Raw genomic sequence first — 12,446 nt, 5'->3', positions numbered from 1 at the left:
GCGGTGCTAAGCTCGGTGCATGCCCACCGAAGATCGCCGGACCAGGGAGCGCGCCGCGCGTCGTCGGCTGATCGTCGACACCGCCCGTCGGGTCGCCGAGGCCGAGGGCTGGGACGCCGTCACCACGCGGCGACTGTCCACCGAGATCGAGTACAGCCAACCCGTTCTCTACAAACACTTTTCGGGCATGGACGAGATCGCCGCGGCCGTCGCCATCGACGGCTTCGCCGAGCTGGGCCGCCTGCTTCACACGGCCGGCTCGGACGCTGAAACACCCAAAGATGCCCTGACCCGGATGGCGCGCGCTTATCTCGACTTCGCCCGCGACAACCCCGCCATCTACGACGCGATGTTCACCGGCCGCACCACGCTGCGCTTCGCCGAAGAAGACTCCCCGCCCGAGCTGGTGACCGCGTTCGGCGAGCTGCGCGAGGCGATCTCGGCGATCACCGACGACCCCGACACCGTGACCGAGGTGTTCTGGGCGGCGCTACATGGCCTGACGTCCCTGACCCGCGGTGGCCGGCTGCGCCCGGACTACGAGCGTGAACGCGTCGATGCGCTGATTGCCCGATTCTTGGGATGAGGTGAACCGCGAAAGCGGTAGCGAATGCGCTACCAACTTTGGGAACCACCGCACGTTCCGGAGAGCCCAACTATAACAGAGCGATCGCTCTGTTATAGTGTCGAAATGCCGCGCCCCCGCGTGTACGACCAGGATCTAATCCTGGACGCCGTGGAGCGGTTAGCCGTGCGGTCGGGGCCCAATGCCGTCACGATCCGCGCGATCAGCGACGCGACCGGCGTGTCCAACGGCGCTGTCTATCACACGTTCGGTTCCCGCGCCGGCCTGGTCGGCCGCGCGTGGCTGCGAGCCGGGCACCGATTCCTCAGCGCGCAAGGCGAATTGATCGACGCCGCACCCGAGGGCGATGGCGTTGCCGCGGTGGTGGCCGCGGCCGAGGCGCCCGCGGTGTTCGCCGAGGAGCATCCGCATTCCTCGCAGCTGCTGTGGACGGTACGCCGCGAGCAACTGCTCGGCGCCGAGACGCCGAGCGATATCGCCACCCAACTCAGCGACCTGGACCGGCTGCTGGTGGCGACCATGATCCGACTGGCGCGCGCCCTGTGGGACCGCAAGGACGCCGCGGCCGTCGACGTCATCACCACGTGCATCGTCGACCTGCCGACCGCCATCCTGTTGCAACGCAACCGGATCCACGATCACGACGCACGCGAACGCCTGAGAGCCGCCGTCCGCGCAGTCCTGGCCATCGGGGCGCCGCCGCCACGACGCAGAACCAGAGAAGGGAACACATAGATGACACCGACACTGACCTGGGACGACAAGATCGCCATCGTCGACCTCGGCGACGACGAAAACCGTTTCTCGCCAGGCTTTCTCGACGCGACCAACGCGCAACTCGACGACGTCGAAAAGGCCGGCGCGCAGGGCCTGGTCACCACCGCGGGCGGCAAGTTCTATACCAACGGACTGGACCTGGACTGGCTCGCCGCCCACGCCGAGCAGGCACAGTCCTACGTCGCCCGGGTGCAGGCGTTGTTGGCTCGCGTCCTGACGTTCCCGGCGCCGACCGCCGCCGCCGTCACCGGGCACGCCTTCGGCGCCGGGGCCATGCTGGCCATGGCCCACGACGTGCGGGTGATGCGCGCCGACCGCGGGTACTTCTGTTTCCCCGAGGTCGACATCCGCATTCCGTTCACCGACGGCATGGCCGCATTGATCCAGGCCAAACTCACCCCCCGCGCCGCGGTGGCCTCGATGACGACCGGGCGGCGATTCGGCGGCGTCGAGGCGGCCGAGTTCGGGATCGTCGATGCGACGGCGGGCGAGGGGGCGGTGACCGCCGCGGCCACCGACCTGTTGCGCCCGTTGGCCGGCAAGGACCCCGGCACGCTCGGCGCGATCAAGCAGACCATGTTCCGTGCCGCGACGCAGGCGTTGACCAACGCCTGAAATCATTCGCCGGAGAATCGCTCCCATGCGGACTGGCGCGTGATGCCCAGGGTCTGACCGATTTTCGCCCACGTGATCCCGCGGCGGCGCAGCTCGCGCACCCACGAACGCAGGTCGGTCTCGACCTGCTGGGCCACCACGGCCATGCGGGGGATGTGGTCGAGCATCTGCTCGTCGCTCCACGACTCCCAGATCGGCATCCGAAGCTCGCTCGCCTTGTCCCGGTAATCGTCGATGATGGCCTGCGACAGGTCGATGCATTCGTTGCAGATCTGCACCCCCGGGCCGGCGACCAGCTTGTCGACGTCGCCGTTGGACTTGCCGCAGAACGAACACCACACTTGCGCGGTCTGTTTGGTGGTTGGGCTCATCGCGACTTCCTCGGTGTCAGGGTTCGCCTGACAACGGTACGACGTCAGGTTCGCCCTGACAAGAGGTTTCGGCGAGCAGCGTGCAGGTTCGCCCACCGGTTTTGTCAGTGGTCCTGCGTACCTTCTCGGGCATGAGTAAGTCCAACGCGAGCTCGGCTGGGGGGCTCGGGGGGTTGTTGGGGCTGGCGCTGATCATCTGGATCATCGTCAAGCTCATCTGGTGGATTGCCGGAGCGGCGGCGCTCGTCGGCCTCTTCTTCCTGGTGCGGGCGATCGCGCGCGACAGCCGCCGACGCGCCGATCTTCGCGCGGCCCATCGGGCGGCCCTCCGCTTCCGCGCCGATCAACAGCACAACTGGGTACTGCGCGGCGACGACCGCGGCATCTACGGCGTCGAAGGCGCCGAACTGATGCACTACCTGTATCCGGAGAGGAGGCATGTGAAGCGATTGTTACCATCGCGCGAGTGAGTGAACCCGGTTGGCTGCGATCCCTTTCACGGCGCGACGTCTTGAGATGCGCCGCCGCCGCGCCGGCACTGCTGGGGATCAATGCGCTGATCGACGCCCCCCGCGCGGGCGCCGACATCGCCGGGATGGGCATCTTCCTTGATCCGGGCCACAACGCGGTCGCCGACGCCTCCATAACCCGGCAGGTGCCCAATGGCCGGGGCGGCACCAAGGAGTGTCAGACGTCGGGCACCGCCGCCGACGACGGCTACCCGGAGCACGCGTTCACCTGGGCGGTGGTCGGGCTGATCAGCGGTTCGCTCAACCAGATGGGCGTTCGCACCCAGCTGTCCCGCGCTGATGACGCCTCCGTCGGCCCCTGCGTCGATCAGCGCGCGGCGCTGGCCAACGCGATGCACCCCGACGCGATCGTGAGCATCCACGCCGACGGCGGACCGCCGTCCGGCTCGGGATTCCACGTCAACTACTCCGCCCCGCCTTTGAACGAGTCCCAGTCCGGGCCGTCCGTCCAGTTGGCACACGCGATGCGGGATGCGTTGGTGCAGGCGGGTTTTCACCCGGCCACCTACATCGGGTCGGACGGCCTGTACGGGCGCGACGACCTCGCCGGGCTGAACCTGGCCGAGTACCCGGCCGTCCTCGTCGAGTTGGGCAACATGAAGAACGCCGACGACGCCGCGCGGATGGAAAGCCCCGACGGCCGGGCGAAGTACGCTGCCGCCGTCACGCAGGGGATCGTCGCGTTCCTGAACGCCAAGGCCCCGACCGGCTAGCAGCTAGCCGAATCATCAAGCGGTGTCGAGGAATTGATTCACTGCGTGAACGAACTCGGCTGGGCACTCGCGCACGAGCCAGTGCCCACAGGGCTCCAGAACCAGCACGTCGCCGTCTGAGACGAGCTGCGAGGCTCGAATCGAATCCGCGACGGGCACCAGCGTGTCATCACGCCCGGCGAGGATCAGCGTCTTGGCGCTGATCCTCGGCAGCCTGGACACGAGCGACAAGCCCTCGGATCCAGCGCTGAACGCCCATCGTTGCGTGGCCGCGAACGCCTCGCCCGCATGCGGGCGCTTGCCACTGATGATGACCGCGTCGATCAGCTCGTCGGTCAACGCCGAGGCATTCTTCATGCCGAGGCCGGCGCGCAGTTGCATGCGAACGAGCCTGGGACCCATGCTCACCGAGAACCTATCGATTCGGTTCGCCAGCCGCGGATGGTAGGCGACCCACCTGGCGGTACGCATGAACGTGAACTTCTCGGTGATGCCGCCGGGATTGACCGCGACAATGCGGCGCACCACTTCGGGGTGGCTGATGGCCACTTCGAGCGTGATCCATCCCCCGAGTGAAAGCCCCGCGAGATCTACCCGGTCGAAGCCGTAGCCACGAATGAGATCATCGACCCAGCCGCAGTACCAGGGGATGGAGAAATCTGACTCCGGGAACTCGGTTTCACCGTAGCCGGGAAGGTCGGGAGCGATGACCCGCCGGTGTTGCCCGAGGGTGACCAGCGCCGAACCAAAAGACACCAGCGCCGAGTCGACTCCGCCGCCGTGCAGCAGTATCAGTGGGGTGGCGTTGTTGCGAGGGTCAACTTCGAACACCCGGGTGCGGATGCCTTGCACCGCGACGTCACGGCCCTCGACCCCGGCGGGGACACACAGTGTCGTTGCCTTCACTGTGTTGCGCGTTGCGCTGGCGGCGCGAGCCGCTCCGCGGCCTCTTCCGGGCTTCGATGCAGCCACACAAATTCGTGCATTCCCGCCAGCCGCAACAGCATCCGGGACATGAGCGGCCACGCCCGCATCGCCTCCGGCCCGGAAATCAGCTCCGGCCGGTCGAGCTGGTAGGTGTGCCCCTTCCACGTCAGCGTGCCCGTTCCCGAGGCCATCACGTTCCGGTACCAGTCGGTGTGCGGCCCATAACCCAACGGCAGCAGGAAACCGTCACCGTAATCAACGGTGCCGAGCGACGTCTGGTAGACGTGCCCGCTGCGGCGACCCACATGGGTCAGCAGACCCCACGACGAACGCTCGGTTCCGGAGATCTTGCGGGTCACGCCGTTGTAGGTCGTCAGGAACTTCTTGAACGCCCTCCGGTTGAACAGCACGTCCCGGTGACGCCTGCCGATCCTTGGCAGCAACACGAGCCAGCCCAAGGCCATGCCGCCGACAGCGAGCACAACGACGGCGGACCGTCGTCGAATTCGTTTATCAATAGCCATGAATACCAAGCTCACACCAGCGCGTGGCGGCACGCCAGGGACCAAAGTCGCCGACCGCTAAATCAGCTGGGCAACGGTGGTCACGACGATGAGCACCAGCACGGCCGTACCGATGACGTATACCGAGCGGCGGGGGTTTATGCGCGCCGGGAGGGGACGCTGCTGCAGCGTGCGCTGGCGGTGCACCGCGATGAGGTAGGTGCCCAACGCCACCGCGGCGGCCAGATAGGCCGGCAGCAACTGCAGCGGCCCGGCCGGGCCGTGCAGGTTCCTGATCATCAGCAGCGCGCCGTTGGCCAGGAACGCGAACGACGTTCGCGTCCAGGCCAGGATCGTCCTGTCCTCGGTCTGGCCGGGAGGCGGCTGATAGTCGCCGCTCAATGGATGACCGCCTTGGCGATCACCAACCCGAGCGCAACCAGCCCCACCACGGTGAGCCCCACCGCCAGGTAGGCCGGCGTGGGATGGCGGGGCAAGGGATCGCCGCGCCGCATGGCGCGATCCGCCTGTTGCCAGCGCACCAGCCCCATCACGCTGGTGAGGGTCGCCAGCACCGCCAGCGCGATGCCCAGCGCGCGGCGCGCGCCGGGGACGGCCAGCTCCGGAACCAGCTGCACCACCGCGACCGCCGCGGCCAGCAGCCCCAGCGCGGTGCGCTGCCAGGCCAGGAACGTGCGCTCGTTGGCGAGGGTGAAGCGATAGTCGGGCTCGCGCTCGTCATGCCCGGTATCGGTGTCGTCGGCCACGGCCTACCTCGCAGGGCGGATGGGGTCAAGCGTTTTGACGCCGCAGATTCTAATCGCACGGGGGGCATGATGAGGCGTGTGGTCAAGGCGCTGTTGTTCGACGTGCAGGGCACGGCGACGGACTTTCATTCGACCGTGTGCGACGAGGCGGCGCGGATCAGCGCGGGGCGGCACCCGGGCGCCGACTGGCCCGAGCTGGTGCGCCGTTGGCGCGCAAGCTACTTCGCGGCGTTGGAGGGTGCGCAGGGGAGCGGATGGGTTTCGGTGCACTCGGTGTATCGCCGAGCGCTCGACCCCGTCCTGGACGACTGCGGCATCGCGGGATTTACCGACGCCGACCGCGACGAGCTCACGCGGGCCTGGCAGCGGCTGAGGCCGTGGCCCGACACGGTGCCCGGGCTGACGCGGCTGAAGGGCAGGTACACGCTGGCCACGCTGTCGAACGCCGACGTTTCAACGGTGGTCAACATCTCCAAGCGCGCGGGCCTGCCCTGGGACGCGATCTTCGCCGCCGAGATGGCCGGGGTGTTCAAGCCCGATCCGGCGATCTACCGCGTGGCCGCGACCTACCTCGGCCTGGGCCCCGGCGAGATCATGATGGTGGCCAGCCACAAGTACGACATCCGCGCGGCGGGCGGGCTCGGCTTTGCGACCGCCTTCGTCGCGCGCCCGCTGGAATTCGGGGCCGGCGGCGACGCCGACGTGGCCTACTCTGACGAGTTCGACGTCAACGCGTCCGACTTCGTGGACCTTGCAGAGCAACTCGGCTGCTAGCGGCGCGCCGACCCGGTCAGCTGTTGACCGTTGGCGGACTGCAGTGCCCGCGTCGCCGCAATCACGCGGAAGTCAGTGCGGGGTCGGGTTTTTCCGACGACATCGACAGGAACCCGCGCACGCAGCGGGCGGCCAGCGGCCAGTTCGCCGGCTTCTTCATGTCCAGCCCGCCGAGCAGCTGCTTGATCATGGTCAGTGTGTCGAAGTAAATGCGTTCGCAGACAAGGGTTTCGGTTTCGTCGAAGACGAAGTAGGCGGTCATGCGGACCCGGAACCGGCTGCCCGTGGGCGGGACCTTGCCGAGATACCCGCGGTGGGTGCCCATCAGCCAGAACTCGACGATCACCGCGTCGGCGCTGTGCCGCAGCGCGATGATCTCGTGATCCTGGTCGGGGAACGCGGTCCGGGTGTAGACGTAGTAGCCGCGCACCGCCTCGTCGCCGTCGTGGACGACCATCTGCGGGATCAGCTCGTAGCGCGGATGCGGGAAGGTCGCCAGCACGTCGTCCCAGTCTTGGCGGACCTCGTCGTGGAAGTGGTCGAGCACGAGTTTCTCGCGGGCGGCGAGCACCTCGGGAGCGGGGAACGCGGGAATGGTCACCCGGTCACGATAAGCCCTTAGGCGCACTATCCCCTCCGGCAGCGGCTACTCGTCGACAGCGCCTTTGAAAGGACATGGCTCGCGCCGGATTTGGTGGCGCATGCGCTACCACATTTGAAAGGGCGATACCCACGGACCGAGGCTAACCCCGCGGGGGCGTCCAGGCGACGGGCAGCCTCTTGATGCCGTGGATGAACTGCGACAGCAGCATCGAGGGTTCCTCGACCGCGACGACGTCGGGGATCTCGCGCCGCAATTCGTCGAACACCACCCTGATCTCCCGGCGGGCCAGGTTGGCACCGAGGCAGAAATGGGCGCCCCCGCCGCCGAAGCCGAGATGCGGATTGGGATCGCGGGCCACGTCGAAGAGCCAGGGATTGGCGAACTTTGACTCGTCGCGGTTGGCGGAGTTGTACCACAGCGCGGCCTTGTCGCCGGCCGCCATCTTGACGCCGCTCAGCTCGACGTCCCGGGTCAGGGTGCGCCGCATGTAGACCACCGGGGAGGCCCACCGCACGATCTCCTCGACCGCGGTGGGGGCCAGCCCGTCGTAGTCAGACCACCACTTCTCCCGCTCGTCGGGGTAGCGCGACAGCGCCAGCACGCCGTGGCTGATGGCGTTGCGCGTGGTCTCGTTGCCGGCCACCACCAGCAGGATGAAGAACGACGCGATCTCCTGCGACGTCAGCCGCTCGCCATCGACCTCGGCCTCCACCAGGCTCGTCGTCAGGTCGTCGTGGTGGTTGACGCGGCGGTCCTCGGCCAGCGCGCTCGCGTAGGCGCCGATGTCCATCGATACCCGGATGAACTCCTCGAAATCTGTTGCCAGGTCGGGGTCGCCGAACCCGAGAATCACGTTGGTCCAATGGAATACCCGCTGATGGTCCTCCTCGGGAATCCCCATCATGTCGCAGATGATCTGCAACGGCAGCGGCCCGGCGAGCTCGCTGACCAGATCGGCCCCTCCGTCGGGATGATTGACGATCAGCGAGGCGACGAGCCGGTGGGCCCGCTCGCGCACGGACGCCTCGATGCGCGCCACCACCTTCGGGGTGAACGCCCGGCTGACGATCGAGCGCAGCCGTTGGTGGCGCGGGTCGTCGAGCACGATCATCGAACCGAAGTACTCGGCCAACTCCGGCATCTGGTCACCGATCGTGATGCCCCCGGCGGAGCTGAAGACGTCCGGATGGCGGCTGGCGTAGTGCACGTCGTCGAGCTTGGTCAGCGCCCAATACCCGCTGCCGGCATCGAAGCCCTCATACTCGATGGCGGGCCAGAACGAGAGCGGGGCCTCGCGGCGCAGGGTGGCGAACGCGCCGTCGCGGTAGTCGTCGCCGAGCCCCCAGAACTCCAGCGACTCGAGATGAATGTCGGCAAGCGGGACGTCGGGCGGTGGCGTCCCGTTGACTCGGGTTGCGACACCTGTCGTGAGTGGCACCGGGAACGCCTAGTGGGTGCAGACGGTTCGGGCGGGCGTTCCCACCGTGGCGGTCGCGTCGCTGACGACGTTGCCGTCCATCAGGATCTTGCAGTTGATGGGTCCCGGTCCTTGGGCGCTGAGGACGAACACCTCGCCGCCGAAGCCGGTGAACTGCGTCGACCACGGCAGCTTCGCGTTCACCGCGCGCTGCTGGCCGCTGTCGGTTTGATAGGAGATGTACTCCGCGACGCCGGGGCCGCTCACCTCGTAGCGGACTTGAGGGTTGTCGCTCGCGCCGGCGACGGCGACCGTCCCACCGCAGATGTTCGCGAACCCGATGCCGAGAGCGAACAGGATCGAGGGCCCGCGGAGATGACTCGTCATGGTTTCACATGGTGTCACCACGGACATCGCCCGGTCTATAGGGTGAAGCGGGGGCTGACGATCGGAAGGTGGGTCGGGAATGGGCAAGCCGGAACACGGATCAAAGCGCGTTGTGGTCTGGGGCACCGGCTTCGTCGGCAAGATGGTGATCGCCGAGATCGTCAAGCATCCGCTGTTCGAGTTGGTCGGCGTCGGCGTCAGCAACCCCGACAAGGTCGGCCGCGACGTCGCCGACATCTGCGGGCTGCCCGAACCGGTGGGCATCGTCGCGACCGACGACGTCGACGCCCTGATCGCGCTCAAGCCCGACGCCCTGGTGCACTACGGCCCGACGGCGATGCACGCCAAGGACAACATCGCGCTGATCACCCGCTTCCTGCGGGCCGGCATCGACGTGTGCTCGACGGCGATGTGGCCGACGATGCACCTCAACCCGCCGAACTGGATCCAGCCCATCACCGAGGCCTGCGAGCTGGGGGAGTCGTCCTGCTTCACCACCGGCATCGATCCCGGATTCGCGAACGACCTGTTTCCCATGACGCTGATGGGCCTGTGCTCGGAGGTGCGCCGGGTCCGGGCCTCGGAGCTGCTGGATTACACCAACTACGAGGGCGACTACGAAGTCGAGATGGGCATCGGGCGCGAGCCCGAATACAGCCCGTTGCTTGAAGACTCCAACATGTTGATCTTCGCGTGGGGCGCCACCGTCCCGATGATCGCCCACGCCGCCGGCATCATGCTCGACGAGATCACCACCACCTGGGACAAGTGGGTGACCCCGACGGAGCGCACCACGGCCAAGGGCGTCATCAAACCCGGGCACGTCGCCGCCGTCCGCTTCACCATCAACGGGATCTACCAGGGGGAGACGCGCATTCAGCTCGAACACGTCAACCGCATCGGGCTCGACGCCGCCCCCGACTGGCCGTCGGGCCACGACAACGACGTCTACCGGGTGGACATCGAGGGCACGCCGAGCATCTTTCAGGAAACCGCGTTCCGGTTCACTGACGGCTCGGGCCGCGACGCCGCCACCGCGGGGTGCCTGGCGACGGGGATGCGGGCCCTGAACGCCGTGCCGGCCGTCAACGACCTGCGGCCGGGCTGGGTCACCCCGCTTGACCTTCCGCTGATCGCCGGGGCGGGCGCCATTCGCTGAGCGGGCCGCACAGCCGCGGCCCCGGAGTCGCACAGCTCACGCATAGCGGACGCTTTGAACGGCTATAGGAATCAGCGGCACAATTACGCACAGGCGGATACGTGCCGCTGAAACGGGGATGGGTAGATGGCCGACAGGGCTCGACCGGCGCTGGGTTTGTCGATAGGTTCCACCAACCTGGCGGCCGTGACCGCAGATCTCGCGATCATCCGCAAGCCTGTCCTCACGCTGTATCGCCAACGGCCGCCCGAGGTCGGCGTGCCCTCCGAGAATCCCAGGCTCGACGAGACGGGCCTGGTCATCACCGACTTCGTGGACCGGGTCGGAGATCCGGTGGGCATCGTGGCCGCCGACGGCTCGGTGCACCGCAGCGGCGCCTTGGTCGCCGACGGGCTGCGCGCCCTGGCCTACGCCGCCACCGGCGGGCGCCCGTTGCCCGAAAGGGTTGCCGTGACCTATCCGGCCCACTGGTCCGCCAAGTCGGTCGACACCCTGACCGGCGCGCTGGGCGGGGTGGCCGAATGGTCGGATCGTGCCCGGCTGCCGGTGCTGATTCCCGACGCCGCGGCGACGCTGACGACGGTGCGGACCAACCCGGGCATCCCCGCGCGCGGGACCGTGGCCGTGTGCGATTTCGGCGGCAGCGGCACCAGCATCACGTTGATGGACGCCGCCGGCGACGAGCCGGTCGCCCCGACCGTGCGGCATCATGACTTCTGCGGCGACATGATCGACCAGGCATTGCTGACCGCCGTCATGGCCAACGCGCCGAGCACCGGCGGGTTCGACCCGTCGGGCACCTCGGCGATCGCCCCGCTGAGCCGGCTGCGCACCGGGTGCCGCAGGGCCAAGGAGCAGCTCTCGTCGAACACGGTCACCACCCTTTCCGACGAGGGGATGCGCGGCGACGTCCGGCTCACCCGCAACGAGCTCGACGACGCGATCCGCGACCCGCTGAACAACTTCGTCGCGACGCTGGAGGAGGCATTGCAGCGCAACGGTATTCGCGATCTCGTCGCGGTGGTCTCGGTGGGCGGTGGGGCGAACATCCCGGCGGTCACCACGAGGCTGTCCGGACACCTTCGGGTCCCGGTCGTCACGACGCCGCGCCCGCAACTGGCGGCGGCCATCGGCGCCGCCCTGCGCGCGGCGCGGGGTCCGGGCGACAACATTCCGACCGCGCAGGCCCCGGCCGCGCCGGTGACGGCCGCGGCCGCCCCGGTGGCACCGCCGGCGCGCGCGGCGCAGGCCGACCCGGCGTCGACCGCGACGAGCGAGGCGCCGGCGTCGAGCATGATGCCCGCGCTGGCGTGGTCGGTGGCCGGTGACGGGTCGCGCGCCGCCGGAACCGGCGCGTGGCCGAAGGCCACCAGCTCGTTTCGCACGTCCGCGCGTCCGGCCGTGAAGTTCGAGCAACCCGAACCCCCGCCTTCGGAACCCGAGAAGTCGGCGATTCCCTGGCGCCGGCTGCCGATGGGCATGATCGTCGGTGCCCTGCTCGCCGTCCTGCTGGTGGGCATCGCCCTGGCGATCGGGTTGGGCTCGGACACCAACGACAGGCCGGCCACGAATCCCGGCGGCAACACGACGCCGGCGTCCCCGCCGCCGCCCGCGTCGCCGCAGGCGCCCCCGCCGTCGAGCGCCGAGACCAACCCGCCGGCCACCAGCGACACGCCGACCCCGTCCGCGCCGCCGCCGGCGGCTCCCCAGGCGACCGACGCCCCGGCCGCGCCGGCGCCGGTCGCGCCGGCGGCCCCACCGGCCCCCGCCGCACCGGCCGCGCCCGCGATCCCGCCGATCCCGCGAATCCCCGCGATTCCGCCCATCCCGCGAATCCCCGGGATCAACGCGCCGATTCCCGGCCTCCCCGAGATACCGACCCTAGTCAGCCAGATCGCTCCGCGCAGTGGCCACTGATCAGCTTTTAGCTGATTGCTTTTCGCCTTTGTTCTCCGCGGCCGAGGCCGCCCTCAGTTCCTCGTTGAGGGCCTTGTCCTTCTCGATCTGCTCTTTCCGGGACTCGTCGTCCGCGGCTTCGTCGGCCTTGGCCTGCTCGTCCGAGCCGCCTTCCGAGCCCTCCCTCTCGGGTTCCTGGTGTATAGGGTTGCCGTCCTCGTCCAGCCAGTCGTTGACCGCCGTGCCGGAAACCATCCCGCCGGAACCCGGCAACACCACGGTGGGCAAGTCCTCGTAGGCCTTCATCATTTCGGCGGCCTTCTGCTTGTCCTCTTCGTCGGGCTCGGGCTTTTCGGTTACCTGCTGGTCCTCTTCCCGGCCAGCCTCTTTGTCGTCTTTGTCGTCCTGGACGCTCATGCA

At 68.3% G+C, this 12,446-nt stretch carries 17 protein-coding genes; 8 read left to right on the top strand and 9 right to left on the bottom strand.

Annotated elements, in window-relative coordinates; genetic code table 11:
- Window positions 1–19: 19 nt before the first annotated feature.
- The 3 genes from VMD50_RS07045 (at window position 20) to VMD50_RS07035 (ending at window position 1,978) form a co-directional block, all read left to right on the top strand.
- Complete coding sequence (locus tag VMD50_RS07045) at window positions 20–586, top strand: TetR/AcrR family transcriptional regulator (RefSeq protein ID WP_325426204.1); 567 nt, start codon at window positions 20–22, stop codon at window positions 584–586.
- 105 nt (window positions 587–691) lie between these two features.
- Window positions 692–1,321 carry a TetR/AcrR family transcriptional regulator gene (locus VMD50_RS07040; RefSeq protein ID WP_325426202.1) on the top strand — a complete coding sequence of 210 codons (630 nt, stop codon included), beginning with the start codon at window positions 692–694 and terminating at the stop codon, window positions 1,319–1,321.
- A complete protein-coding gene (locus VMD50_RS07035) occupies window positions 1,322–1,978 on the top strand; it encodes an enoyl-CoA hydratase-related protein (RefSeq protein ID WP_325426200.1) in 657 nt (218 codons plus the stop codon).
- A gap of 2 nt (window positions 1,979–1,980) precedes the next feature.
- On the opposite strand, the gene VMD50_RS29995 is transcribed toward VMD50_RS07035, so the two are convergent.
- Complete coding sequence (locus VMD50_RS29995) at window positions 1,981–2,349, bottom strand: ClpX C4-type zinc finger protein (protein ID WP_325426198.1); 369 nt, start codon at window positions 2,347–2,349, stop codon at window positions 1,981–1,983.
- Between the two features lie 131 nt (window positions 2,350–2,480).
- Here VMD50_RS29995 and VMD50_RS07025 point away from each other — a divergent pair, with 131 nt between their 5' ends.
- Together VMD50_RS07025 and VMD50_RS07020 are read left to right on the top strand one after the other, a co-directional pair.
- Window positions 2,481–2,819, top strand: a complete 339-nt coding sequence (locus tag VMD50_RS07025; RefSeq protein ID WP_325426196.1) for a hypothetical protein — start codon at window positions 2,481–2,483, stop codon at window positions 2,817–2,819.
- Complete coding sequence (locus tag VMD50_RS07020; protein ID WP_325426194.1) at window positions 2,816–3,592, top strand: Rv3717 family N-acetylmuramoyl-L-alanine amidase; 777 nt, start codon at window positions 2,816–2,818, stop codon at window positions 3,590–3,592. Before VMD50_RS07025 ends, VMD50_RS07020 begins: the two co-directional genes overlap by 4 nt.
- Window positions 3,593–3,607: 15 nt before the next feature.
- On the opposite strand, the gene VMD50_RS07015 is transcribed toward VMD50_RS07020, so the two are convergent.
- From VMD50_RS07015 to VMD50_RS07000, 4 genes are read right to left on the bottom strand one after another with little or no spacing between them, the layout of a single operon-like run.
- Complete coding sequence (locus tag VMD50_RS07015; RefSeq protein ID WP_325426192.1) at window positions 3,608–4,444, bottom strand: alpha/beta fold hydrolase; 837 nt, start codon at window positions 4,442–4,444, stop codon at window positions 3,608–3,610.
- A 50-nt stretch (window positions 4,445–4,494) separates the two neighbouring features.
- Window positions 4,495–5,043 carry a nitroreductase family deazaflavin-dependent oxidoreductase gene (locus VMD50_RS07010; RefSeq protein WP_325426190.1) on the bottom strand — a complete coding sequence of 183 codons (549 nt, stop codon included), beginning with the start codon at window positions 5,041–5,043 and terminating at the stop codon, window positions 4,495–4,497.
- A 57-nt stretch (window positions 5,044–5,100) separates the two neighbouring features.
- Complete coding sequence (locus tag VMD50_RS07005) at window positions 5,101–5,424, bottom strand: DUF202 domain-containing protein (RefSeq protein ID WP_325426188.1); 324 nt, start codon at window positions 5,422–5,424, stop codon at window positions 5,101–5,103.
- Window positions 5,421–5,789, bottom strand: a complete 369-nt coding sequence (locus VMD50_RS07000) for a YidH family protein (protein WP_325426186.1) — start codon at window positions 5,787–5,789, stop codon at window positions 5,421–5,423. The genes VMD50_RS07005 and VMD50_RS07000 overlap by 4 nt, the downstream gene beginning before the upstream one ends.
- A gap of 66 nt (window positions 5,790–5,855) precedes the next feature.
- On the opposite strand from VMD50_RS07000, the gene VMD50_RS06995 reads away from it, so the two are divergent.
- On the top strand, window positions 5,856–6,563 hold the full coding sequence (locus VMD50_RS06995; RefSeq protein WP_325426184.1) for a haloacid dehalogenase type II: 708 nt from the start codon (window positions 5,856–5,858) through the stop codon (window positions 6,561–6,563).
- A gap of 61 nt (window positions 6,564–6,624) precedes the next feature.
- Here the strand turns inward: VMD50_RS06995 and VMD50_RS06990 are convergent, their stop codons facing one another.
- From VMD50_RS06990 to VMD50_RS06980, 3 genes are all read right to left on the bottom strand, one after another.
- Complete coding sequence (locus VMD50_RS06990) at window positions 6,625–7,164, bottom strand: ester cyclase (protein ID WP_325426182.1); 540 nt, start codon at window positions 7,162–7,164, stop codon at window positions 6,625–6,627.
- 142 nt (window positions 7,165–7,306) lie between these two features.
- Window positions 7,307–8,605 carry a cytochrome P450 gene (locus VMD50_RS06985; protein WP_325426180.1) on the bottom strand — a complete coding sequence of 433 codons (1,299 nt, stop codon included), beginning with the start codon at window positions 8,603–8,605 and terminating at the stop codon, window positions 7,307–7,309.
- Between the two features lie 9 nt (window positions 8,606–8,614).
- Window positions 8,615–8,971 (bottom strand): MmpS family transport accessory protein, encoded by a 357-nt coding sequence (locus VMD50_RS06980; RefSeq protein WP_325426178.1) that lies wholly within the window; start codon window positions 8,969–8,971, stop codon window positions 8,615–8,617.
- 79 nt (window positions 8,972–9,050) lie between these two features.
- On the opposite strand from VMD50_RS06980, the gene VMD50_RS06975 reads away from it, so the two are divergent.
- Both VMD50_RS06975 and VMD50_RS06970 read left to right on the top strand, forming a co-directional pair.
- A complete protein-coding gene (locus VMD50_RS06975) occupies window positions 9,051–10,130 on the top strand; it encodes an NAD(P)H-dependent amine dehydrogenase family protein (protein ID WP_325426176.1) in 1,080 nt (359 codons plus the stop codon).
- A 126-nt stretch (window positions 10,131–10,256) separates the two neighbouring features.
- Complete coding sequence (locus tag VMD50_RS06970) at window positions 10,257–12,047, top strand: DUF7159 family protein (protein WP_325426174.1); 1,791 nt, start codon at window positions 10,257–10,259, stop codon at window positions 12,045–12,047.
- Here VMD50_RS06970 and VMD50_RS06965 read toward each other — a convergent pair whose 3' ends face one another.
- Complete coding sequence (locus VMD50_RS06965) at window positions 12,048–12,443, bottom strand: hypothetical protein (protein ID WP_325426172.1); 396 nt, start codon at window positions 12,441–12,443, stop codon at window positions 12,048–12,050.
- Between the last annotated feature and the right edge of the window lie 3 nt (window positions 12,444–12,446).

Source organism: Mycobacterium sp. (assembly GCF_035506235.1).
GTDB lineage: Bacteria > Actinomycetota > Actinomycetes > Mycobacteriales > Mycobacteriaceae > Mycobacterium.
This window is presented reverse-complemented; position numbering and strand designations above follow the sequence as displayed.

Excerpts from the sequence above, each read along its gene's own strand:
- VMD50_RS07045 (WP_325426204.1), top strand. The coding sequence starts at position 20 with ATGCCCACCGAAGATCGCCGGACCAGGGAGCGCGCCGCGCGTCGTCGG.
- VMD50_RS07040 (WP_325426202.1), top strand. The coding sequence starts at position 692 with ATGCCGCGCCCCCGCGTGTACGACCAGGATCTAATCCTGGACGCCGTG.
- VMD50_RS07035 (WP_325426200.1), top strand. The coding sequence starts at position 1,322 with ATGACACCGACACTGACCTGGGACGACAAGATCGCCATCGTCGACCTC.
- VMD50_RS29995 (WP_325426198.1), bottom strand. The coding sequence starts at position 2,349 with ATGAGCCCAACCACCAAACAGACCGCGCAAGTGTGGTGTTCGTTCTGC.
- VMD50_RS07025 (WP_325426196.1), top strand. The coding sequence starts at position 2,481 with ATGAGTAAGTCCAACGCGAGCTCGGCTGGGGGGCTCGGGGGGTTGTTG.
- VMD50_RS07010 (WP_325426190.1), bottom strand. The coding sequence starts at position 5,043 with ATGGCTATTGATAAACGAATTCGACGACGGTCCGCCGTCGTTGTGCTC.
- VMD50_RS06995 (WP_325426184.1), top strand. The coding sequence starts at position 5,856 with ATGATGAGGCGTGTGGTCAAGGCGCTGTTGTTCGACGTGCAGGGCACG.
- VMD50_RS06980 (WP_325426178.1), bottom strand. The coding sequence starts at position 8,971 with ATGACGAGTCATCTCCGCGGGCCCTCGATCCTGTTCGCTCTCGGCATC.
- VMD50_RS06975 (WP_325426176.1), top strand. The coding sequence starts at position 9,051 with ATGGGCAAGCCGGAACACGGATCAAAGCGCGTTGTGGTCTGGGGCACC.
- VMD50_RS06970 (WP_325426174.1), top strand. The coding sequence starts at position 10,257 with ATGGCCGACAGGGCTCGACCGGCGCTGGGTTTGTCGATAGGTTCCACC.
- VMD50_RS06965 (WP_325426172.1), bottom strand. The coding sequence starts at position 12,443 with ATGAGCGTCCAGGACGACAAAGACGACAAAGAGGCTGGCCGGGAAGAG.